Annotated in this window: 17 protein-coding genes and 2 tRNA genes; 11 read left to right on the top strand and 8 right to left on the bottom strand. The window is 72.5% G+C overall.

Going from position 1 to position 22,130, the window contains the following annotated elements:
* Positions 1-67 precede the first annotated feature (67 nt).
* The gene (locus tag B6G06_RS02750) at positions 68-607 is read left to right on the top strand and encodes a TY-Chap domain-containing protein (protein ID WP_080463329.1); all 540 of its coding nucleotides are present in this window, start codon (positions 68-70) and stop codon (positions 605-607) included.
* 34 nt (positions 608-641) lie between these two features.
* Here the strand turns inward: B6G06_RS02750 and B6G06_RS02745 are convergent, their stop codons facing one another.
* The 4 genes from B6G06_RS02745 to B6G06_RS02730 all read right to left on the bottom strand — a co-directional run bounded on the left by B6G06_RS02745 (position 642) and on the right by B6G06_RS02730 (position 4,656).
* Positions 642-1,235 (bottom strand): single-stranded DNA-binding protein, encoded by a 594-nt coding sequence (locus B6G06_RS02745; protein WP_080463330.1) that lies wholly within the window; start codon positions 1,233-1,235, stop codon positions 642-644.
* A 154-nt stretch (positions 1,236-1,389) separates the two neighbouring features.
* Positions 1,390-2,883 carry a GTPase gene (locus tag B6G06_RS02740; RefSeq protein WP_373284826.1) on the bottom strand — a complete coding sequence of 498 codons (1,494 nt, stop codon included), beginning with the start codon at positions 2,881-2,883 and terminating at the stop codon, positions 1,390-1,392.
* Complete coding sequence (locus B6G06_RS02735; protein WP_081170870.1) at positions 2,880-4,484, bottom strand: GTPase domain-containing protein; 1,605 nt, start codon at positions 4,482-4,484, stop codon at positions 2,880-2,882. Before B6G06_RS02735 ends, B6G06_RS02740 begins: the two co-directional genes overlap by 4 nt.
* A 99-nt stretch (positions 4,485-4,583) precedes the next feature.
* Positions 4,584-4,656 (bottom strand) — tRNA-Arg (locus tag B6G06_RS02730).
* A 333-nt stretch (positions 4,657-4,989) separates the two neighbouring features.
* Here B6G06_RS02730 and orn point away from each other — a divergent pair.
* The 3 genes from orn (at position 4,990) to B6G06_RS02710 (ending at position 6,860) form a co-directional block, all read left to right on the top strand.
* Positions 4,990-5,616 (top strand): oligoribonuclease, encoded by a 627-nt coding sequence (orn, locus tag B6G06_RS02720; RefSeq protein WP_080463363.1) that lies wholly within the window; start codon positions 4,990-4,992, stop codon positions 5,614-5,616.
* Positions 5,617-5,764: 148 nt separating this feature from the next.
* Positions 5,765-5,840, top strand: a tRNA-His gene (locus B6G06_RS02715).
* A 147-nt stretch (positions 5,841-5,987) separates the two neighbouring features.
* Complete coding sequence (locus B6G06_RS02710) at positions 5,988-6,860, top strand: polysaccharide deacetylase family protein (RefSeq protein ID WP_081170868.1); 873 nt, start codon at positions 5,988-5,990, stop codon at positions 6,858-6,860.
* 26 nt (positions 6,861-6,886) lie between these two features.
* Here B6G06_RS02710 and cimA read toward each other — a convergent pair whose 3' ends face one another.
* The gene (gene cimA, locus B6G06_RS02705) at positions 6,887-8,569 is read right to left on the bottom strand and encodes a citramalate synthase (protein WP_081170866.1); all 1,683 of its coding nucleotides are present in this window, start codon (positions 8,567-8,569) and stop codon (positions 6,887-6,889) included.
* Between the two features lie 332 nt (positions 8,570-8,901).
* On the opposite strand from cimA, the gene B6G06_RS02700 reads away from it, so the two are divergent.
* The 7 genes from B6G06_RS02700 to B6G06_RS02670 are packed head-to-tail and all read left to right on the top strand — an operon-like array spanning position 8,902 to position 18,001.
* On the top strand, positions 8,902-10,995 hold the full coding sequence (locus B6G06_RS02700) for a polysaccharide biosynthesis protein (protein WP_081170864.1): 2,094 nt from the start codon (positions 8,902-8,904) through the stop codon (positions 10,993-10,995).
* Between the two features lie 17 nt (positions 10,996-11,012).
* A complete protein-coding gene (locus B6G06_RS02695; RefSeq protein WP_164505184.1) occupies positions 11,013-12,155 on the top strand; it encodes an MraY family glycosyltransferase in 1,143 nt (380 codons plus the stop codon).
* On the top strand, positions 12,152-13,453 hold the full coding sequence (locus tag B6G06_RS02690) for a glycosyltransferase family 4 protein (protein ID WP_081170860.1): 1,302 nt from the start codon (positions 12,152-12,154) through the stop codon (positions 13,451-13,453). The genes B6G06_RS02695 and B6G06_RS02690 overlap by 4 nt, the downstream gene beginning before the upstream one ends.
* A complete protein-coding gene (locus B6G06_RS02685; protein WP_080463338.1) occupies positions 13,446-15,311 on the top strand; it encodes a glycosyltransferase in 1,866 nt (621 codons plus the stop codon). Before B6G06_RS02690 ends, B6G06_RS02685 begins: the two co-directional genes overlap by 8 nt.
* A complete protein-coding gene (locus tag B6G06_RS02680) occupies positions 15,308-16,180 on the top strand; it encodes an ABC transporter permease (protein ID WP_240494087.1) in 873 nt (290 codons plus the stop codon). Before B6G06_RS02685 ends, B6G06_RS02680 begins: the two co-directional genes overlap by 4 nt.
* Complete coding sequence (locus tag B6G06_RS02675; RefSeq protein WP_081170856.1) at positions 16,164-17,240, top strand: ABC transporter ATP-binding protein; 1,077 nt, start codon at positions 16,164-16,166, stop codon at positions 17,238-17,240. Before B6G06_RS02680 ends, B6G06_RS02675 begins: the two co-directional genes overlap by 17 nt.
* On the top strand, positions 17,237-18,001 hold the full coding sequence (locus B6G06_RS02670) for a DUF6270 domain-containing protein (RefSeq protein WP_080463341.1): 765 nt from the start codon (positions 17,237-17,239) through the stop codon (positions 17,999-18,001). The genes B6G06_RS02675 and B6G06_RS02670 overlap by 4 nt, the downstream gene beginning before the upstream one ends.
* Positions 18,002-18,040: 39 nt before the next feature.
* Here the strand turns inward: B6G06_RS02670 and B6G06_RS02665 are convergent, their stop codons facing one another.
* From B6G06_RS02665 to B6G06_RS02655, 3 genes are read right to left on the bottom strand one after another with little or no spacing between them, the layout of a single operon-like run.
* Positions 18,041-19,915 carry a glycosyltransferase family protein gene (locus B6G06_RS02665; RefSeq protein ID WP_081170854.1) on the bottom strand — a complete coding sequence of 625 codons (1,875 nt, stop codon included), beginning with the start codon at positions 19,913-19,915 and terminating at the stop codon, positions 18,041-18,043.
* 2 nt (positions 19,916-19,917) lie between these two features.
* The gene (locus tag B6G06_RS02660; protein WP_081170852.1) at positions 19,918-20,988 is read right to left on the bottom strand and encodes an XcbB/CpsF family capsular polysaccharide biosynthesis protein; all 1,071 of its coding nucleotides are present in this window, start codon (positions 20,986-20,988) and stop codon (positions 19,918-19,920) included.
* An 11-nt stretch (positions 20,989-20,999) separates the two neighbouring features.
* A complete protein-coding gene (locus tag B6G06_RS02655; protein ID WP_081170850.1) occupies positions 21,000-22,094 on the bottom strand; it encodes an XcbB/CpsF family capsular polysaccharide biosynthesis protein in 1,095 nt (364 codons plus the stop codon).
* Positions 22,095-22,130: the final 36 nt, after the last annotated feature.

Raw genomic sequence — 22,130 nt, 5'->3', positions numbered from 1 at the left:
CCCCGGCGCCGCCCCACCGTCCTCGCGGCCGGATGCCCGCCGCCCCCTCGCCCGATAGCCTGGTCCCATGAACGAGCAGGAGGCGCTTCGCGCCGCGAGCGATTCCTTCGCCTCGATGGTGGACCACGGCTCATGGGCGCGCTTCACACCGTCCCTGGCCCCCTTCCTGACGGCGCTGAGCGGGGGCGCAGCCCAGGACGGGCTCTCCGCCAGTGGTCTCGACGCCCGGGCGGGGCTGATGATCCTGCTCACCGCTCCTGCGCCGGCGGCCGCTCAGGATGCCCTCGGCCGGCACCGGGGGCTGCGCGTGCTCCTCTCCTCTCGCGGCCGGCCCGAGGTATCCCCGGAGCCGCCCGGGATGATCGTCCTCGGGCGCGGTGGCGGCGTTGAGGTGGACCTGCCGATCGTCGATGAGGCGGGAAGGTTCCTCCTCGACGACGCGATGCGCCAGGGGCTGAACGCTCTGGGATGGGAATCCGACGGGGAGGTCATGCGCCAGGCCTTCGACGACGCCACCCGGGCCGCCGAGGTGATGACGCGCGCCCTCATCGAGGTGCTGCGGGTGGCGCACCCGGCGGACCTCGACCATCTCCTCGCCCAGGCTTGAGCCGCCCCGGCGAGGGCACTGGCCTCGAGGACCCCTACCCCTCCTCCTGGACTGACTCGTCGACGACGACGTAGGGCGGCTCCGCCGACTGCCCGGCCTGCTCGGCCGGCGCCTCCCAGTGGTCCGCCGGCAATGGCGCGGGCGCCGCGGGACCCGGGGCGGCGTCCGCCGATCCGGCGCTGGCGGCGCCCGGCGTCGTCGCGCTCGACGGGCTCGCGGGGGTCGTGGCGCCGTCGGGGAGCTCATTGCCATTCTCATCACGGCGGACGCGGGCGAAGCGGGTGTAGCCGCGGTTGAGGTCATGGCCGACGGCGGTGAGACTGAGCACGTTGGTGATGATGACGCCCTTGCCCGAGTCCCACGCCTCCTGAGTCATGCGTCCGGCGAGGAGGACGGGGTCCCCCTTGCGCAGGGCCTCGGCGGCGTTGAGCGCCAGGCTCCCCCAGCACTTAGCGGTGAACCACATGGTGGCGTCGTCGACCCATTGGCCTGAGCGCGTGCGATGGCGGGTGGTGGTGGCGACTCGGAAGCGGCAGTAAGCCAGGCGCCGCTCATCGTTGCCGGAGAACGTGAGGACGGGGTTGGTGCCCAGGGTGCCCTGGATGGTGAGGTCGAGCTGGTGCGTCATGATGACTCCTGTGGGTGAGGATCCGGCCGGGTGCCGGTTGCCTCCCACAGTGCACGAGGCGGGTTGGCCGTGGGCCGACGGGTCCCCAGGCGGACCCGCTCGGGCGACGCCGCGGCGCCTGTGGTTCCCCACCGGGTGCCTGGGGCACGGGCGCTCAGACGCGCAGGGCCTCGCGCAGTTCCCGATGCCGGGCGAGCACACCCTGCGCGGGCGTGGTCAGCCCCCGGGCGGCGACAACGGCGAGCCTCTCTCGCACCCGGTCCGCGTAGTCGTTGGCCTCCTGATCGGCGCGCGCAATGCGGCGGGCCCCCGACCAGAGGAACAGCAGCGCGCCCAGGACGAGCAGGGCGACGGGGATGAGGAAATTGCCGCCCTGAGCGATCATGAGGCCGCCCCAGGCGAGCCCCAGCAGCGTGGCGATGAGGCCTCCCCACCAGCCGAGCTCGATGACCGGCGAGCGGTGCCCGGGCAGGCGGATGGAACCGACCGCCTCAGCGGTCTGGGCGGCCAGGGTCTCCGGGCTCATGACCTCGGCGTCGACGCTGCGCAGCCAGGCGGCGGGCAGGCCCTCGGTGGTGCGGCGCATCCACGTGGTGCGGATGGCGGTCACGGCCGGACGAGAAGGGGCCTCCGGGCGGGCCAGGGCTCGCGGCAGCGGCCGCGCCAGTCCCTCGCGGATGGAGGCCTCCACAGCGCGCGCGCCCGAGGCGTGGACGAGGGCATCGACGGCGGCGGCCTCGTGCTCGGGCGAAGTGACCACGGGGTGGGCCGCGGCGGACGGGCGAAGGCGCAGGCAGATGGCATCGAGCTCGGCGGAGGCGGTGCGCGCGGCGTTGGACTCGCGGCGGACCCTTTCGATGAGGATGTCGCGGACCTGGGTGAGGTTGTCGCCGCGGACCGCCGAGACGGGGATAACCCGGACCTCGTGGAGCCCGTCGGAGTCCAAGAGGGACCGGATGTCCCTCAGGAGGCGCTCCTGCCCGCCGGGGGGCAGGGTGTCAACCTGATTGACGAGCAGCAGCATGTCCTCCTGGCGGGCGCCCAGACCCCGCAGATAGCCCTCATGAAGAGCGGCGTCGGCGTACTTCTGGGGATCGACCACCCACACGAGCACGTCGGCCAAGGGCACGAGCCGGTCCACCTGGAGGGCGTGCTCGGTGGTCACCGAGTCGTAGTCGGGGACGTCGAGCAGGACGAGACCGGCGAGCTCGTCCTCGTCGTCGGCGTCGAGGAGGGACTCGCGGCGGATGCGACGCTCGTCGTTGACGCCCAGGAAGTCCAGCAGGGCGATGGCATCATCGCCCCAGGTGCAGGCCGCCGACTCCGAGGTGGTGGGGCGCCGGGCGCCCACATCGGCGAACTGCAGCCCGGACAGCGCGTTGAAGAGGGAGGACTTCCCCGATCCGGTGCCTCCCAGGAGGGCGACAACGGTGTGGTCCACGCCCAGGACGAGCCGCTCGCCGACCTCCTCGAGGCTGGTTCGCGCGGGCAGGGCGAGGGAGGCGGGCACCTCCGTCGGGCAGGAGTCGATGGCCGCGCGCAGGCGATGGAGCCGGGCATCGAGGTGGGCGGCGTCGAGCACCATCGGGGAGTCCTCCTGGGCGGTCGAGGCAGTGCGGGACTGATCAGGCTTGGGAGAGGTGGTCATGCGGTCGCTCCAGGGCGGGTGAAGGGAGTGAGCTCGCCCGAGCGCAGGCGCAGCGCCGCGGCGAGCGCGGGGTCGGGGGCGAGCCCGAGGGCCGTCCCGGGGGGAGCTACGCGCGCCAGGGCGGCGTCGAACGTGGCGGTCAGGGAGGAGCGCGCGCAGTCCACGGCTTCGGCCAGGCGGAGCCTGTCAGTGGCGGTTCGCGAGCCCTCGACGCCAGCGGCGGCAGCGATGATCAGATCGCCGATCGCCGTCCCGCGCAGGCCGCGAGCGGAGGCCCCCGGGTTGGCGCGGACAGCGTCGGCCCATTCGGCGATGATCGCCTCGGAGTCGGGGACAGCCGGCAGGAGGCGCCCGGCGGACTCCTCCGCCCCGGCCTCGGTCCAGATCCGCTGGACGTCGTCGGCCAGGGCGACGAGGGCGGCCTCGAGACGCGAAGCGAGGGCCGACTGGGAGTCGGAGGCGAGTTTGGCGAGAGCCTCCGCCCGGACCTTGGCGGCGCGCCCGAACAGGCCCCAGGGCAGGCGCGATCCCGTGGCCAGGGGGGCGAGCGGGGCGCCGGAGGACGCCAGGGTGACCCACCGGGTGGCGGGCGCGCCCTCACCGATCTCCCCGCGCTCCAGGTCCGAGCGGATCTCGGCGCCGGGGTCGACGAGCAGCGCGGCGGTGGCCTCCTCCAGGCGCTTGGCGGCGTCGTCCTGGATATCGACGGCGTCGGCCAGTGCGGCCAGATCGCTCTTGAGGGCGGACCACAGACCGCGGCCACCGCGACGCACCAGGCCGGCGGCGCGATGGCGCCCGGCCAGCAGCCGCAGCCAGTCGCGGATCTCACCGACGGCCTCTTCGGGCAGGAGGCCCTCGTGCGGGCCGGCGTCGGGGATGACGAAGAAGGGGGCCTCGGCCAGTCCGATCCGGTCCAGGCGGGTCATGAGGTCCCTGCGCACCTCCGGCAGGACGTCGGCGCGCACGCGGTTGAGGACGATCGCGATGGGCATCTTCCGCTCAGCGGCGGCCTCCAGCGTGGTCCACGGCGTCTGGTCCCCGTAGCGAGCGGCGGTGGTGACGAAGAGCCATAGGTCGGCCGATTCCAGGAGGCGCGCGGCCAGGACCCTGTTGGACTCGTGGACCGAGTCCAGGTCCGAGGCGTCCACGAGGGCCAGACCGGCGGGCACCGCCTCGGACTCCCGGATCGTGCACACGCTGGCGAGGGAGTGGTCGCTGAGCGGCTCGCGGTCCTCGGGGTTGACCACGAGGACGGGGGTGCGCGTCGTCGGGCGCAGGACCCCAGCGACGGAGACCTCCGCCCCGAGCACGGAGTTGACGAGGGTGGACTTGCCGGCGCCAGTGGAGCCGCCGACAACGACGATGGCCGGGACCTCGGCGTCGGCGATGCGGGGCAGGACGTGGTCACGGATCTGGCAGATGAGGCTGTGGCGCAGACGGCGAGCGGCCTCCGTCTCGGAAGCGCCCAATGCCAGATCGAGCCGCTCGAGGTCGTCAACAGTGCTGTTGAGCACCTCGATGAGTTGGGCGCGACTGAGCGCCGAGGAGGGCAGGCCATCCCCATGGGGTGCTGGGGATGCCGATGGGGCGGTAGGGGGCATGATCCAACAATATGGGCAACAGGGCTGATCGCGCTCGACCAATCCGGCGCGGCGATGCCGCCGGCCCCTGGGATTCGGAGAACGTCGTCATTCCAACGGTGCCCCCACCCGGACTCGAACCGGGAACCTGCGGATTAGAAGGCCGATGCTCTATCCATTGAGCTATGGAGGCGCGCGCCGGGTCGCCCCGACGGCGGTTCCAGCCTACGCCACACCGTCCCCCGGGCCCGATCTCCCGGCACCGTCGCCCAGCCGGCCGATGATGCCCCGATGGGGTGCCCGCGGCGCCGGTTCCGGTGATCATGGCGAGCGAGTCGCAGATGAGCGCGGTCCCGAGGCCCGCGCTCCTGAGGAGCGGGGAGCGGCGAGCCCCCGGCGATCCGCGGGGCGAGGGCTGGCACTGGGACCGGATCGACGTCAGGCAGCAGGGCGATGGGGATCCCTTGGAGGTGATTGCCCCCGAGGATGACGGGCCGGGCTAGACTGCTGGCCCGTGAGCCGACAGATAACGACCTCGGATCCCCTGGTGTGGATCGACTGCGAGATGACCGGCCTCGACCTGGGCGCCGACGCGCTCATCGAGGTCGCCGTCATCGTGACGGATTACGAGCTGGTCCCGCTGGGCGAGGGCATCGACGTACTCATCAAGCCCCCGACCGCTGCTCTGGAGCGGATGGGCGACTATGTGCGCTCCATGCACTCCTCCTCCGGTCTGCTCGACGAGCTCGACGGCGGGCTGAGCCTGGCCGAGGCGCAGCGCGTGGCGCTCGACCATGTCCGCTCCCTCGTGCCCACGGCCCGCACGGCACAGCTCGCGGGCAATTCGGTGGGCACGGACAAGGCCTTCCTCGCACGCGATATGCCCGAGCTCATCGACTACCTGCACTACCGGGTGGTTGACGTCTCCTCCATCAAGGAGCTGGCCAAGCGCTGGTTCCCCAGGACCTTCTTCCAGGCCCCCCAGAAGCAGGGCGGGCATCGCGCGCTCGCCGATATCCTGGAGTCCATCGACGAGCTGCGCTACTACCGAGCGGTGCTGTTCCCCGACGGCGAGGGGCCGTCCTCGGATGATTGCCGGGCCGTCGCCGCCCAGATCCTCGCCAACCCGACAATGACAGCCCACCGGGCCTGAGCCCGGCGGACCGCAAGTCGGCGAGCAGCCGGACAGCGGTCCCAGAGCTGGCGTGACACAATCCACGGTTACTGGTTTGCCGGAGCTCCGAGCGAGCCGATACAGTACCGATTCGTTGCGGTCCCGCCCATCGTGGGAACTGCGCATGGTGGCTGTAGCTCAGTTGGCAGAGCGCTTGGTTGTGGTCCAGGAGGTCGCGGGTTCAAGCCCCGTCAGCCACCCCAGGCAAGAGCCGCGCGATCGTGTCGGCCAGAGCAGGCCGCGCCGAGGGTGTTTCCCGTGCTGCTCGGATGACCGGCTGTCACGCCGATCCGAGTGGGGGCGGGCCCGGACCCGGTGGCCGGGTTCTATCGCCCCGAAAGGACATCACTGTGCACCGACGCGACTTCATGCTCCTCCTGGCTGCCGCCACCGCCTCGGCCACCGGCGCCTGCACGACGGGCAACGACGCCAGCGCCCCGGCCACCTCCCTCAAGCCGGTGGAGACCTCAGCGGCACCCCCGACGACGACGCCGTCCCCCTCCCCCACCCCGGAGCCCAGTCCGACGCCGTCGCGCAGTGGGCTGTGGCTTCAGGACGGCCCTCCCGAGCTCCCGGCCCCCTCGGCCCCGGACTCGGTCATCACGGGCCTGCCGGAGTCGGTGGGCAACACCGTGGCCCTGACGATCGACGACGGCGCCGACGCCTCGGTCATCGACGCCTACCTCGACTTCGCCAAGGACTCCGGAGTCAGGCTCACCTTCTTCGTCACCTCCTGCTACCCCGGCTGGACGGACTGCAAAGACAAGATGAGACCCCTGGTGGAGTCCGGCCAGGTGCAGCTGGGCAACCACACCGTCACGCACGCGGGCCTGACGAGCCTGAGCGAGGCAGGCATCCTCGAGGAAGTCTCCGGGTGCGAGACCTTCCTCAAGAACACCTACGGGGTGACGGGCGCGCCTTTCGTGCGTCCGCCCTACGGCTACCGCAACGCCACGACCGACGCCGTGTGCGCCCGGCTGGGATACTCGACGTCGACGATGTGGTACGGGTCCTTCGGCGACTCGGGGCTGCTGACCGAGGACGTCCTGCTGGGTGAGGCCCGGAAGTGGCTTGGGGCCCAGCGCATCGTCATCGGGCACGCGAACTTCCCCACCGTCACCCGCCTGTACGGTCAGATCATCGAGATCCTACGCGAACGCTCCCTGCTGACGGCCACACTCGACGACGTCTACTTCGGCCCGGGCCACAACCGGCGCGTCTGAGCGGTCCTCCCCGCCGGCCCGCTGCTCTAGCGCGGTGCCACGCCCGCGCGCAGCAGCCCTACGACGTGCCCGTCGGTGAGGGCCTCCCAGGTGGCCTCGACGATATCCGTGCCCACGCCCACCGTGGACCAGGTGCGCTCGCCATCGGTGAGATCGATGAGCACGCGGATGATCGAGCGCGTGCCCCGCTCGGCGTCGAGGATCCGCACCTTGTAGTCGGTCAACTCGAAGGCACGGATCTCCGGGTAGACCTCCGCCAGCGCGTCGCACAGGGCGGCGTCGAGGGCGTTGACCGGGCCATTGCCCTCCCCCAGCACCGCGAAGCGCCTCCCGCCCGCGTGCAGGCGCACTGTGGCCTCCGCCTGGGTGAGGGTGGAGCCGTCCACCGGCAGGAAGCGATCCGCCCCCGCCGGGGCGGCGCGCACCGAGGCCTGCCAGGACTCCACGCGGAAGTAGTCGGGCAGTTCCCCCAGCGCGTGGCGCAGCAGTAGCTCGAAGGAGCCGTCCGCGGCGTCGTAGGCGTAGCCGGCGGCCTCACGGGCCTTGACGGCCTCGGCGACCCTGCCCAGGACGTCGCCCTCCCCCGAGGTGTCGATGCCCAGCTCGCGGGCTTTGAGCTCGATCGAGGCGCGCCCCGCCATCTCCGAGACGAGCATGCTCATCGTGTTGCCCACACGGGCGGGGTCGACGTGCTGGTAGAAATCGGGATCCACCCGGATCGCCGAGGCGTGCAGGCCCGCCTTGTGGGCGAAGGCCTTGGCCCCCACGTAGGCCTGGCGGGTGGAGGGGGCGCGGTTGGCGATCTCACCCACGGAGCGCGAGATGCGCGAGAGCTCGACCAAGCGCCGCGCCCGCTCGGCCTCATCTCCCGGAAGGGCGGTGAAGCGGGTCTTGAGCTCCAGGTTCGCGATGATGGTCAGAAGCTCGGCGTTCCCGGTGCGCTCCCCCATGCCGTTGACGCACCCCTGCACCTGGCGGGCTCCGGCCTCCACCGCCGCCATCGCACCGGCCACGGCCAGGCCCGAGTCGTCATGGGTGTGGATCCCGACGACGCAGTCGGGGTGCCCAGCAGCGTCCAGGGCGCGGCGCAGGCGGGCGACGGAGCCCGCGATGACGCCTGGAAGCGCCCCACCATTGGTGTCGCAGGCGATGACGGCGCCGGCGCCGGCACGGGCCGCTGCCAGGGCCACCTCGATCCCGTAAGCGCCGTCGGCCTGTCGTCCCAGGCCGTCGAAGAAGTGCTCCAGATCGACCATCGCCTCCCGATCCGCGCCCACCAGCAGGGCGGTCGAGTCGGCGACCATGCGCAGGTTCTCCTCCAGCGTCGTGCGCAGAGCCCGCTCGACGTGCCTCGGGTCGGACTTCGCCACGAGGGTGATCACGTCGGCCCCGCTGTCCAGCAGTGCGCGCAGGCCAGGATCCTCGGCGGCATGGGCGCCCGGGCGGCAGGTGGAGCCGAAGGCCACGAGCCGCGCGGTGGCCAGGTCCAGCTCCCGGGCCCGCGCGAAGAGCTCGGTGTCCTTGGGAATGGCTCCGGGCCAGCCCGCCTCGATATAGGCCGCGCCGAGCTCATCGAGGAGGGCGATGATCGCGAGCTTGTCCTCCACGGTGAAGGAGACGCCCTGCTGCTGGGCGCCGTCGCGAAGCGTCGTGTCATAGATGGCGACGGCGTCGCCACCGGCGGACAGAGTCGCTCCATCGGTTCCCATGGCGCCTCCTTCATCGATCGTCGGCCAGCGGACCGGCCGCCGGGAAGACGAGCAGTCGCGGCACGTGCGGCATTCCAGCCGTCATCCTGTCATGAAAACCGCCGCCGCATTCCCGATGAACCGCCCATTGGCCGCCCACCGGACGCCGCGGCCCCGCCTCCTACGCAGGGAGGAGGCTATGACCTCCACCGATTCCGCTGCGCGTGCAGCGCTTATAGGGGATACTGGGGCAACGCCGCCTGAGGCGCTTCAGTGCTGATATGACCGTTGACCTGTTGCATCCGCGCTGGCTCCGCGGGCACCATTGCCTCCCCTCGACGAAGGATTCTCCCGTGGCTGAGCATGGCGCCGCCCCGACCTCGCCCGGGGCGAGGACGGCCCCGCCGCCCGTGAGGCCCTCGTCGCCGTCGGCGGGCTCACCGCCCGCGCGGGGCGGGGCGGCGCCCCAGTGGCGCGAGCGGGAGATCGGCGGCTCCCGCCTGCACCTTCCCCACGGCGCCACCGCCGCTCTCGACTCGGCGATGTGGGCGCTGGCCGTGATGATCGTGGCCGTCCTCAGCCTGACCGCGGGGATCGACACCCGCCCCGAGGGCATAGGGGTCACGCTGACGGCGCTGCTGGCGGTCGTCCTCCAGATCGTCGGCTACCTCGCCTTCCTGCGGGGGCGGGCGCGCTTCGCGACCATCGACGAGATCCCCTCCGTCCTGCTGACCGACGTCGTCATCGCCGTCGTCCTCTCCGCGTTCTCCGGGCTCTCCACGGGGCTCCTCCTGCCGCTGCGCGACTCCATCCTCTCCGGTGGCTGCGCCCTCACCCTCCACCTGGCCTGCCGGTGGCTCTACCTGCGGGTGGTCGAGGCGCGCCAGCGGCCGGTCGGCAGACGCGCGCGGCGCACGATCATCATGGGCGCCGGGCACGGCGGCGCCATGGCGATCAGCCTCATGCAGAATGATCCCTCCTCCCCCTACACGCCCGTCGCCCTGCTCGATGACGACCCCGCCAAGCGGCACCTGCGGCTCTCCGGGGTGCGGGTGCTCGGCCCCTGGCGCGCCCTGGCGCAGGTGTCCCGGGAGACCAATGCCGACCTCGTCCTGCTGGCGGTGCCCTCAGCCAGGCCGGAGGAGGTCGACGGCGTCGTGACCCGGGCCCGAGAACTCGGCCTTGAGATCCGCGTCATGCCCAGCGCCGAGGAGCTCATGGGGCTGGCGCCCTCCCTCGCGCCGGCCCCGGCGAGCGCCATCGCGCAGCGCGGCACGGGCATCTTCCGCCCCTTGGAGCTCTCAGACCTGCTGGGGCGCCGGGCGATCGACACCGACGTCGACGCCATCGCCTCCTACCTCACCGGCGAGCGGGTCCTCGTCACCGGCGCGGGCGGCTCCATCGGGGCGCAGCTGTGCCACGAGATCGCCAAGTACCGGCCCGAGCGGCTCATCCTCGTGGACAGGGACGAGTCCGCCCTGCACGCCGTCCAGCTGTCCCTCGACGGCAAGGCGATGCTCGACTCCCCCGATCTCATCCTCGGAGACCTGCGCACCCCCGGTTTCATCAGCGGATTGTTCGATGAGGCCCACCCGACGATCGTCTTCCACGCCGCGGCGCTCAAGCATCTCACCCTCACCGAGCGATTCCCGGAGGAGGCGTTCCTGACCAACGTGGCCGCCACCAGCGACCTCCTCACGGCCGCCACCGGCCACGACGTGCGCCTGTTCATCAATATCTCCACCGACAAGGCCGCCGATCCCACCAGCGTGCTCGGCCATTCCAAGCGCATCGCCGAACGGCTCACCGCCGCCGTGGGGATGAGCCTGCCCGCCGAGCGGCGCTTCATCTCCGTGCGCTTCGGCAATGTCCTGGGCTCGCGCGGCTCGGTGCTCCACACCTTCGCCTCCCAGTTGGAGCGCGGATTGCCCCTGACCGTCACAGATCCCCACATGGAGCGCTTCTTCATGTCCATCAATGAGGCCTGCCAGCTGGTCCTCCAGGCCGGGGCGCTGGGGCGCAGCGGGGAGGTGCTCGTCCTGGACATGGGAGAGCCGCACAACATCGAGTCGCTGGCCCGGCGCTTCGCCACTCTCATGGGCTATGACGAGCCGCACGTGGCCTACACGAGGGTCCGGCCCGGGGAGAAGATGACGGAGTCGCTGTTCGGCGCCGGGGAGACCGACCGCCGCCCTTGGCACCCGCTCATCTCGCATGTGGATGTCGCGGCGCTCGGGCTGGGGACCCTCCGGGAGATCGATGATCTCCGACTGCGCTCCGAGTGGGGCCGTCAGGGCGAGCTCGTGCGCCGATGGATGACGGGCATGAGCCAGGCCCCCATCCCCGAGGATGCGTCCGTGAGGCCACCGAAGGAGGGCGCCGCGCATGACCGGGGCGGCGCACCGACCGGCAGGGGCGCCGTCGAGCGAACCGGGGCCACCGCGTGACCCCGCCGGCCCTCCCGATGCCGCAGTCGCCCGAGGCCTCCTGGGAGACTTGGGGCCTGGCCATGGGCGCACTCACCGGCCTGGTGGCGGGGGTCGTCCTGACCGCCGTCACCATCCCGGTGCTGCGGCGGGCCGGCGTCATCGATGTCCCCGTGGACCGTTCCCTGCACGCGAGGCCGGTCCCCCGCGGCGGCGGAGGCGCCCTGATCCTGGCCGCGGTCCTGGCCGCCGGGACGGGACTGGCCGGCGCGGTGGCCGAGGGCGCGATCCCCCGATCCGACAGGCTCATCGAGGTGGTGAGCGTGGGGTTGAGCACGATCCTCGCCCTGACGATCCTGGGGCTCGGCGACGACCTGTACACGCTGCCGATCGGCGCGCGCCTCCTCGCCCAGGCGGGCCTGGGCGCAGGGCTGGCCCTGCTCACGACCTCGATCACCGGGGCGCCGCTGTGGCTCGTGATCCCACTGGGGGCGGGCACCGTCGCGATGATCAACGCCACGAACTTCATGGATGGGGCGAATGGGCTGGCGGCCGGACACGCCCTCGTCGCTGCGGCGTACTACACGCATGTGGCGTCGTCGGCGCGGATCCCCGGGCTGGCCCTCGTCATGGCCGGGCTCGGCGGAGCGGCCGCCGGGTTCCTGCCCTTCAACGCGCCCCGCGCCCGGGTCTTCCTCGGTGATGCCGGCTCCTACGCGCTCGGGGCGGCGTGGTCCTTCGGCGCGGCCCTCTGCCTGGCCTCCGGGGTGCCGCTGCTCGTCGCGGTGGCCCCGCTGCTCGTGCTGGCCACCGACACGGGTCTCACCCTGTGGCGCCGCGCCCGCTCCGGGCAGCGCTGGTACGAGCCGCACCGCGAGCACGTCTACCAGCGGCTCGTCGCCGCCGGGTGGCCGCACTGGGCGGTGGCGCTGCTCGTAGGGGCCTGCGCCGCGGCCTGCTCGGTAGTGGCGCTGGCCTCCTGGGAGGGGCCCGGCGGACACGTCGCGCGGGCACCGGGGATCATCGGGATGCTGGTGGTCCTGGCCTGCTACATGAGCCTGCCCTCGCTCGTGAGCGCGGCGCGCCGTGAGCGCCGTGAGCGCCACGAGCGCCGTGAGCACGGCAGCGCGGACGGCTCCAGGTCCAGGGGCGCCGCCCCTGAGGATGGTGAGCGGGGGTGAGGATCCTCCTGCTCACCCACTACTGGGCGCCGGAGATCGGCGCGCCCCAGAACCGCTGGCGGTGGCTCGCCCGCGGCCTGGTGGAGCGAGGTCATGAGCTCGCCGTGCTCACTCCCGCCCCGCACTACCCGGCCGGCGTTCTACTCGACTCCTCGCCCCGGCTCGCCTCGGGCGCCATCGCCCGCGATGAGACTGGGGCGATGATCCACCGCACGACTTTCAGGCCCTATGGGGCGGGGATCAGCGGGCGCGGCGCGGATCAGATGCTCGCAGCGGCGGACGGGGCGCGCCTGGCCCTGGCGCGCTTCGGGGGAGGCCACCGCCCCGATGTCGTCATCGGCTCGGTCCCCGGCCTGCCGACCCTGCCCGTGGCGCTGGCGGTCGGGGGCGCGCTGCGGCGCCCCGTCGTCGCCGAGCTGCGCGACGCCTGGCCGGACATCCTCGACTCGAGCCGCCACTGGGCCGAGCCCCCGGCGGGACTGTTGCGGCGGGCGGCGCCAGGGCTGCCTCGCGGCATCGGTGCCGCGGCCCCGCGTCTGTCACGCCGCGGCGCCGTCGCCCTTCTCCCCCCGCTCGTCACCCTCCTGGAGCGGCGCGCCGACGCCGTCGCGGTCACTACGGACTCCTTCGCCCAGGCGCTGCGGGAGCGCGGCATGAGGAGGGTGAAGGTCATCCGCAACAGCGCCGTCCCATCGGATTGGGGCCTGCCCGCTCCCCCTGCGCGCCGAGACGGTGATGATGGGCGCCCAGAGCTCCGCGTCGTGTACCTGGGAACCGTCGGGCGCAGCCAGGGACTGGCGGCCGCGGTGGAGGCAGCGGCCCTCGCCGAGCGCCGGGGAGTCCGCCTGCGTCTGCGGATCGTGGGCGACGGCGCGCAGGCTGCCCACATCCGCGCCACCGCCGAGAGGTTGGGGGCGCCCGTGGAGATGCTGCCGCCGGTCGCGCCCACGGCGGTGGGCGAGCACTACGCCTGGGCCGACACGATCCTCGTCAGCCTCCAGGACTGGCCGGCCATGTCCATGACGGTGCCCTCTAAGCTCTACGAGGCCCTGGCTACCGGTCGCCATATCAGCGGCGCGGTCGACGGCGAGGCGGCCGGCATCATCCGATCCGCAAGGGCCGGGCTCGTGGTCCCCCCGCAGGATCCCCGGGCCCTGGCCGCCGCCTGGGCGGCCCTGGCGGCGGACCGCTCCGGCCTGACCGCGAGCGCCGGGCGGCAATGGCTCTCCCGCCACGCGAATCGGCATGACCAGGTCAACCGCTACGAGGCGCTGCTCGACGAGGTCGCTCATGGCTGAGCCCCTGGGTCCCCGGGTGGCCTCCTCTGCCCACTCCCCGGCACCAAGAGCAGCGCCTCCCACGGCGCTCACCGGGCTGCGCGCCGTCGGCCTCCTGGCCGACACCGTCGCACGGCACATGACGGAGGACCCCTTGCTGCTGGCGCTGCAGAGCGCTCGCCGCCTGCCCCACGGGGGGCGCGCGGTCCTGTCCGCGGCAGTGGGCGCGGGCGCCACCGGTGATTCGCTCCGCCCCGCCCTCGCCGCCCTGCTCGCCGATCGTCCGGCCCTGGCGGCGCGGGCCCTCTCCCAGGCTCATCCCGGCAGCGCCCTGGGCCGGCGCCTGGCGGCTGAGATCGCCCTGGCCGTGGGCCTGGCCGATCTCCTGCCCGGCGGGGCCCCGGCCGCCCCGCCGAGGATGAGGGCCCGGGACCTGTGGTCACGGGGGCACCTGGATGAGGCGATCGGGGCCCTCGACACCGCCCTGGCCCACTCCCCCTCCTCCCGGGGCGGGCTCCCCGGAGGGCGCCATCGCTCGATCCGAACCGCCCGGGCGCGCCTGTCCGCCGAGCTGGCGACGATGTCCCCGGGCTTCGCGCTGCCCGCCGTCCCCTCGCGCGGTTGGCAAGGGCCACTGCGGTCAGAGGTCCCCCGGGTGCTGCACCTGCTGACCAACTCCCTGCCGCACACCCAGTCCGGCTACGCCATGCGCTCGCACCACCTGCTCCTCGCCCAGCAGCGGGCGGGCGAGGAGCTGCGGGCCGTCACCCGGATCGGATACCCCGTGACCGTGGGGCGCGTGAGGGCGGCCCCGCGCGACATCGTCGACGGCGTGGAGTACCACCGGCTCCTGCCCTCCCGGCTCGCGCCCACGCCCGCGGCCCGCCTGGCGCAGACGGCCCGGCTCCTGGCCCGGCAGGTGGCCGCCTTCCGCCCCGAAGTGCTGCACACGACGACGAACTACGTCAACGCCCTCGTCGTCTCCGCCGTGGCACGCGGGCATGACTTGCCGTGGATCTACGAGATGCGCGGGATGCTGGAGTACACGTGGGTGGCCTCCCGGCCTCCCGAGCAGCAGGCCGAGGCCCTGGCCTCCCAGCGCTTCGCCCTGCTGAGGGCCAAGGAAACCGAGGTGGCCCGGCAGGCGGACGCCGTCATCGTCCTGTCGGCGCTCCAGCGCGATGACCTCGTGGCCCGGGGCGTGCCCGCCGAGCGGATCACGGTCGTGCCCAACGCGGTGGACGGGGAGGTCCTGGCCGTCAAGCCCCGCTCTCCCGCCGAGGCGCGCGCCCGCCTGGGCCTGCCGACCGGGGGCTTCTGGGTGGGAAGCGTCTCGTCCTTGGTGGACTACGAGGGGTTCGACGTGCTCCTGCGGGCCGTGGCCCTGGCGCGCGGCCAGGGTGTGGACGCTCGCTGCGCGATCGTGGGCGACGGCGTGAGCCGGCCGGGGCTGGTCGCGCTGGCCGAGGACCTGGGCCTGATGGCCCCGGGGTCGGGGGTCTGCGTCCTGCCCGGCCGAGTCCCGGCGGATGAGGCCCTGGGCTGGTACCAGGCGCTCGACGCCTTCTGCGCGCCCCGGCGGGACACGCCGGTGTGCCGGATGGTCACGCCGCTGAAGCCGCTGACGGCGCAGGCGCTCGGGCGCCCGGTGATCGCCTCGGACCTGCCCGCGCTCGTGGAAGTCACCCGGGGCGGCGGGCTCCTCTTCCCCGCGGGCGACGCCGGCGCCCTGGCGGAGCAGATCCGCCGACTCGCCCAGGCCGGCACCGATGCCGCACCGATTCGAGCGGCCCACATCACGCCGTCGGCTGGGATCGGACTGCCCACCTGGGAGGAGAATGGGATGGCAGTCCGCACGATTCATGAGGAGGTGCGATGAGTATCAGTCCTCCGGCGCCCTGTCCCGGCAGGTCGGATATGACAGGGCTGAGGCCCGTCGGCAAGCGCCCGCCCCTGGTGGTGTACATGCGCCAGACCTGGCGGCGCCGCCATTTCATCTGGGCCGATGCCCGCGCCCGCGCCCTGGGGACCCAGCGGGGAACACTCCTCGGCAATATCTGGCTCATCGTCAAGCCGATGCTCGACGCCCTCGTCTTCTTCGTGGTCTTCGGGCTGCTGCTGGAGACCAACCGCGGCATCGACAACTTCGTGGGCTACCTGCTGGTGGGCGTCACGATGTTCCCCACGCTGCAGCGGGCGATCACCGGCGGGGGCCAGGTGATGTTCGCGGGCAGGAACCTCATCCGCTCCTTCTCCTTCCCCAGGGCGGCCCTGCCGATCTCCTTCGCGATCCGGGGCGCCCTGGATGCCCTGCCGCCATTGGCCGCTCTGCTGCTCATCGTCATGATCCTGCCGCCGCACGCCTGGCCCTCATGGCACTGGGCCCTCATCGTGCCGATCTTCGCTCTGCAGAACCTCTTCGCCCTGGGCCTGGTCCTCTTCACCTCCAGGCTCACGGCGCAGCTGCCGGACATGCGTAATGTGTGGCCTTTCGTGGCCCAGTTCTGGTACTTCGGCTCCGGGGTGTTCTTCTCCTTCGACAAGATGATGCACCGGCCCGCCGCCAGGTTCGTCGTCGATTGGAACCCCGGCAGCAAGCTGCTGACCATGTACCGCGATGTCATCCTCTACCAGCGCGTGCCGCCGGGGCGCGACTGGGCGGTCATGTGCCTGTGGGCGCTCATCATCGTGGGCGTCGGGTACGTCTTCTTCTGGGCGAGGGAGGAGTCCTATGGCGTCGAGCGCTGAGACCCCCTCCGTCCACGGGGCCCCGTCGTCCGGCCGGCGCGCGGCGGCGCCCGTGACCGTCGTCGTCGACGACCTCCATGTGCGCTACCGGGCGCCCTCGGCCGACGCCTCGGCCATGCGCGCCCTCAGCCCCGCCCGGCAGGTCGCGATGAGGGCCTTCGGGCAGCGCCCGCGCGTCAGCGTCGACGCCCTCAAGGGGGTGTCCTTCGTGGCGCGGGCCGGTGAGTCGCTGGGGATCCTGGGGCGCAACGGCTCGGGGAAGTCCACCCTGCTGCGCATCGTGGCGGGCCTGGAAACGCCGCGCTCGGGGAGGGTCCTGGCGCGCTCCACGCCCGTGCTCCTGGGTGTCAATGCGGCCCTCGTGCCGGACCTCCCCGGGGAGCGCAATGTCATCCTCGGCTGCCTGGCCATGGGGATGACGCCGGAGCAGGCCCGCGCCGCCCTGCCGGGGATCGTGGGCATGGCGGGCATCGGCGAGGCGATCTACCGGCCCATGAGCACCTACTCCTCGGGAATGGCCTCGCGCCTGCGCTTCGCGATCGCGGTGTCGGCCAGCCCGGACATCCTGCTCATCGACGAGGCCCTGTCCACCGGGGACGCCGCGTTCAAGGAGCGCAGTGAGAGCCGGATGGCCGAGCTGCGCGCGAATGCCGGCACGGTCTTCATCGTCAGCCATGCCGCCCAGACCATCGAGGAGATGTGCACACGCGCCATCTGGCTCATGGACGGCGAGCTCATCGGCGACGGCCCCGGCCCGGAGATCGCCCACGACTACCGCTGGTGGTCCTGGAACGTGGCCAAGGGGGAGCGCGCCACCGCTCAGGAGATCCTTCAGCGCTGTCGGCGCAAGTGGGCGCCCCGCCCCGCGGCCCCGACCCAAGCGGCCGCCCCGACGCGGGCCTCTGCGGGTCCCGTGCCGACAGCCCCGGGCAGTGCCGGTAGGATGAGCGGGGCGGCGGCCCCCGGACCCGCCTCCCTCTCCCCCGCATCAGCATCCCCGCGCGCCGCGCGCCGCACCGGCGGCTACGCGCCCCGTCACCGTAAGGACGCCTCCCAGTGACCGCCCCCGCCCCCGCTCGATCCCTGGCGATCCTCGGATCCTGCGTGGGCAGGGACTCCGCCACGGCACTGCAGGAGCGAGGCTGGCAGGTGACGCGCTACGTCGCCAGGCAGTCCATCATCTCCACCGGCAATGCCGTGGACGTGCGCGCCATCGACGCCGGCGCCCTGGAGAGCGATTTCGCGCGGCGCTGCTTCGCCTCCGACGCCGCCGGCGACGCCGAGGCCCAGCTGGCGGGCCTGGCCGCGACTACGGACGCGCTGCTGTGGGACCTCACCGACGAGCGCCTCGGCGTCATCGAGACCTCCCCCGGGCACTGGCTCACCCGCTCCACGGAGGGCCTGACGGCGAGCCTGCGCCTGGGCCGGGACTTCTACGGACCGTTGAGCGGGCGCGTCATCGAGCTGGGCACCGACGAGCACCAGGGGCTCTTCGCCGCCGCCCTGCCGCGTCTGAAGGCGATGCTCGAGCGCGTCGGGCTGCTGGAACGAACGATCCTCCTCCAGGCGCCCTGGGCCGCCCGCACGGCGCAGGGGCGCTCCACCGTGCGCAGCTGGGGCATAAGCGCCCTGGGGGCCAACTGGGCGATGATCGATTACTACGAGAGGGCGCGCGCTCTGGGAACTCATGTGCTCCAGGTGCCCGACGAGCTCGTCGTGGCCGATGACGCCCACCGCTGGGGATCGGCCCCCTTCCACTACATCGGCGCCTTCTACGACTGGGTGGCCGACGGCGTCGAGGCCTTCGCGGCGCGCGGCTGAAACCGGCGGAGTATCCCGGCGGGACCCGCATGGGACGGCTCAGGGCATCGCGGTGGCCCCCGGAGCGCCGACGTGGCTGATGCGTGAGGTCGCCAGGATCTCGGCGTCATCGATGGCCCACGTGTGATCGGCGGCGGCGCCCCGGCGCTGGACGAAGCCGAACCGGGAGGTGGAGTAGATGCTCACGCCGGCGTCGATGGCGCCGCGCAGCAGTGCGGTGTCCTCACCCTGGCCGGTATCGGGGAAGCCGACGGCCCGCGCGAGGTCGGCCCTGGCCACGATCGTCGGGCCGGAGACGAAGGAGGTGTACCTGTGCTCCCATTCGGGGAAGCGCAGAACGGTGAGATCGCTACCCGCCAGGTGCACGTAGTGGGCGTGCTTGCCGACGATGCCGGCGCCCGAGTAGTCGATGGCCGTGAGAGCCTCGGACAGGTAGTGGGGCCCATAGAGGTCGTCGTCGTCCATCTTGGCGATGAGATCGGCCTCGACCCGTTGGAGCATGGCCGTGTAGTTGGAGCCGAGACTGGTACTGGTCGGCGCGCTCATCCACGTGGGCTCCAGGCCGAGCTCGCGGGCGCGGGCGCGGGCGGCGGGGTCGGCCTCGAAGCCGTGGGTGAGGATGATCGGGCGGATCTCCACCTCCTCCTGGGCGGCGAGGCTCTCCAGGACGCCCACCAGGCGATGGGGCCGGTTGGTGGAGATGAGGGGGGCGACGGAGGGCGGCCGGTGGCGCCGCTCGGGCATCCCCAAGTCGGCCAGGACCGCGTCCACCCGGTGGGTGTAGGTGTGATGCGCCCAGATCTCGCGCTGGGCGAGGTGCGTCATGCGATCGCCGAGCTCGGGATTGGCGCAGAGCGCCCGCATGGCGCGCTCGGCACCGGCGCGGTCGCCGACGACGGCGAGGCTCCCGGCGGGGAGGAAGGCGCCGGTGGCGGGACTGGGCATAGTGACGACGGGCGTGCCGCAGGCGGTGATCTCGAAGATGCGCCGCGCCATCATCGAGGGGCTGGTCACCACGGAGTTGACGTTGAGGAAGACCCGGTGGGCGCGGTAGGCGGACAGCATCTGGACGTAGTCGAGGCTGCCGCGCACGGCGGCGTCGTGGGGCGCGGGGAACTGGTAGCGGTCGTCATCCCCCAGGTAGCGCGAGTAGATGACGAGGCCGTGGCCCGTGCAGCGCCCGGCATCGGCGGCGGCGCCGAGCAGGGTGTCCATCTGCTCGCGGCGCTCGGGGTACTTGTGGGCGAAGTACATGCCGGCGAAGGCGATGCCGTGGCGCTCCACGGGTCGCCCGTCCGGGCCGACCAGGCGGATGGGGTTGTGGATGGAGGGCTGAGCAGCGAAGGGCAGGACGCCGACGCGGTCGTGCCCGAGCTCGTCCCGGTAGCGCGGCACGAGGGTGGAGTCCGTGGTGTAGACGCGGTCGAAGAGGGCGGCAGTGGCGATGGCGTCGTCGTAGTGGGCGGGGTCCTCCTTGTTCCAGAAGACCGTGGGGATCCCGGCGGCCCGAGCCTCGGCGATGAGCTCCCGCAGCCCCTCGGAGGGGGCTGAGTCGCCGAGGATCTGGTAGATCCAGGCGTCGTCGTTCCCATGCCAGGCGGACTCCACGAAGATGAGGTCGAGGGGCTGCTCGGCGAGCTGGGCTCGCCAGCGCACCGGGTCCAGGACCACGGCGCGCCACTCGTAGCGCAGGGCGAGGGAGGTGAACTCGTCGGCGATGACCCCGACGGTCACGTCGTGCCGGGGCGCCGTGGCCTCGGGGAGATCCCAATCGGGGATGCCCTCCACTCCCCGCGGGACGGCGGGACGCGCGCGCCGCCGGCTCGCGGTGGGCCGAGCGGCGCGCCGGCGGCGGCGGTGCTCCCTCAGGCCGGCCGGGCCGCCGTGGCGCAGGTGCCACAGCGCGCGCCGCATGCTCACAGCTCGATGGCGCCCTCAGGCAGGGACCAGCCCAGGATGAGGGCGTTGACGGCCATGGTGGTCGGGCCGAGGACGGCTCCGGGCTCCCATGGGCGGTCGGTGATCCTGTAGTCCGAGGAGTCGAAGAGGAGGGTGGGGCGCCTCAGGCGCTGGGCGTACTGGGCGACCATGTCGTGCTGCGGCGACTGCGGGGAGGTGAGGAACACGCCCCTGGCGCCGGTGGGGCGCTCGGAGGCCAGGAGCTGGGTGAAGACCGCTTCCTTGGTGGAGGTGAAGACCTCCGGGCCCGTGAAGTGGGCGTCGTCGCGGGAGCGCTCGTAGTACTGGTCCCCGAGCACGGGGTCGGCGGCCACGAAGGGCAGGCCGAGGGCCACCCCGTGGCGCACCGCTCCGGTGGCGCCCTTGGAGGATCCCAGGAGGCAGACCTGCGCCGGCGGGATCTCGAAGGAGCGGATCACCCGAGCGATGAGCGCGCTGATGGCGGTGGCGTTGCCGGGGGCGTCGAGGGTGTCTCCGTAGAAGGAGCCGACGACGCCTCCCAGGTCGCCGATGCGCAGGATGGCGGTATCCCCGGGGGTCAATCCGCGCAGGTGCTGGTAGTGGTGGGGAAAGTACCTCCACAGGGAGGCCTCGTTGTCGTTCGTGTGGATCGCCGAGAAGACCACGACGAGGCGCCGCAGGGCGTTGCCGCCCTCGGGCAGGATCATCTGGTAGAGGACGCCGTCCTTCGTCATGGAGATCCTGCCGGAGGTGATGGGCTCCCAGAAGCTGCGGATCCGGCCGCGGACGATGTACTTGGCGACGCCGTCGCCGCCCTCCCAGATGAGGTAGCCCTTGCCGGCCAGGAGCTTGTGAAGGGCGTGAAGGCGGGCGTCGGAGCGGCCCGCCCCGATGGGGCCCCCGGGGCCGGTGATCACGGCGTCGGCGACCCGGATGAAGTCGGGGTCCTGCTCGGCCAGGGCGACCTGGAAGCCGGCCGGGTCGGAGGCGAAGTCGTCGAGGGGGACGTCCCACACGCCCTTGTGGGGGCGGCGGGGCAGGAGCTCGACACCGTCTAGGTAATCCATCTCGGTACCTCTCAACTCTTGCGGGCGCTGGTGGGTGGCGCCGCGATCGTGCTCCCCACCGGGATCCCCAGCAGGATGGCGTTGAGCGCGGCGATGGCGGGCCCGAGGACCGCGCGCGCCACGTGGGGGTGGGCGCCGACCCTGGGGTCGTCGGATTCGTAGACGGCGCAGGGGCGCCTCAGGTCCCGGGCGAAGGCGAGGGCGTCGGAGGAGATCTCGGAGCCCCGGGCGGTCAGGACGACGCTGGGCGGCGGGCAGGCGGAGCCGGGCTCGTCGATGAGCTCGGCGAGGACCTCCTCGACGCGCCTGGGGAAGATGGGGGCCCCGGTGAAGTGCTGATCGTCGCGCTCCTCCCGATAGAAGGTGTCGTCGACGATCGGGTCGACGGCGATGAAGGGCAGGTGGAGGCGCAGCCCGTGGATGGCGGCGCCGGTGGCGCCCTTGGAGGGTCCGATGAGGCAGACGCGCTGAGGCGGCAGGCCGAGCCTTTGGATGGCGGCCACGATGAGCTCGGAGATGTCGTCGCAGTTCGACGGCGCATCCGCGGTGTCCATGAAGAAGGAGCCGGAGACGCCGCCCAGGTCTCCCAGTCTCAGCACGGCGGTGCCGGGGGGCGTGAGGGACCCGATGTGCCGGAACTGGGGGAAGATGTAGCGGTCCAGCCCGGGGTGGTTCCAGTCCGAGTGCATGCCGGAGAAGACGACGACGAGGTAGCGGGCGGGCAGTCCCTGCTCGGGCTCGTGGTAGGAGTAGGCAACGCCGGAGCGGGTCAGCGAGCATTCACCGGTGCGCACTTCGTCCCAGAAGGAGCCGACGCAGCCGCGGCGCACGAGGATGCCCTCGCCGTCGCCGGCGCCCGCCACGAGATAGCCCTCGGCGGTGATCTCCTTGAGCGCGGCCCTGACGCCCGGGTCCTGGCGGGCCAGGGCGATGAGAGTGGTGCCTGTGCTCAAGCGCTCGTCGGTGACCCTCAGGCGGTCCGGCGGCGCCATGGTCGCGGGCCTGAGAGTCGCCGGCGGCGAGATCATGAGCGAGGGCAGGTCCACGGTCACTGTCCTGCTGCCCGCCTCCTGGCGGACGGTCCCCACGTCGTCGAAGACTCCCACTGTTCCTCCTCGTGCTGGACTCGGCTGGGATGTCGC

Origin of the sequence: Actinomyces gaoshouyii (genome assembly GCF_002076915.1) — a bacterium.
In the GTDB taxonomy this organism is placed as follows: Bacteria; Actinomycetota; Actinomycetes; order Actinomycetales; family Actinomycetaceae; genus Actinomyces; species Actinomyces gaoshouyii.
The sequence above is the reverse complement of the archived record's forward strand: the minus strand, read 5'-3'. Positions and strand labels throughout refer to the sequence as shown.

Coding starts and splice junctions, on each gene's coding strand:
- B6G06_RS02750 (WP_080463329.1), top strand. CDS start 68: ATGAACGAGCAGGAGGCGCTTCGCGCCGCGAGCGATTCCTTCGCCTCG.
- B6G06_RS02745 (WP_080463330.1), bottom strand. CDS start 1,235: ATGACGCACCAGCTCGACCTCACCATCCAGGGCACCCTGGGCACCAAC.
- B6G06_RS02740 (WP_373284826.1), bottom strand. CDS start 2,883: ATGACCACCTCTCCCAAGCCTGATCAGTCCCGCACTGCCTCGACCGCC.
- B6G06_RS02735 (WP_081170870.1), bottom strand. CDS start 4,484: ATGCCCCCTACCGCCCCATCGGCATCCCCAGCACCCCATGGGGATGGC.
- cimA (WP_081170866.1), bottom strand. CDS start 8,569: ATGGGAACCGATGGAGCGACTCTGTCCGCCGGTGGCGACGCCGTCGCC.
- B6G06_RS02695 (WP_164505184.1), top strand. CDS start 11,013: ATGCCGCAGTCGCCCGAGGCCTCCTGGGAGACTTGGGGCCTGGCCATG.
- B6G06_RS02685 (WP_080463338.1), top strand. CDS start 13,446: ATGGCTGAGCCCCTGGGTCCCCGGGTGGCCTCCTCTGCCCACTCCCCG.
- B6G06_RS02680 (WP_240494087.1), top strand. CDS start 15,308: ATGAGTATCAGTCCTCCGGCGCCCTGTCCCGGCAGGTCGGATATGACA.
- B6G06_RS02675 (WP_081170856.1), top strand. CDS start 16,164: ATGGCGTCGAGCGCTGAGACCCCCTCCGTCCACGGGGCCCCGTCGTCC.
- B6G06_RS02665 (WP_081170854.1), bottom strand. CDS start 19,915: ATGCGGCGCGCGCTGTGGCACCTGCGCCACGGCGGCCCGGCCGGCCTG.
- B6G06_RS02660 (WP_081170852.1), bottom strand. CDS start 20,988: ATGGATTACCTAGACGGTGTCGAGCTCCTGCCCCGCCGCCCCCACAAG.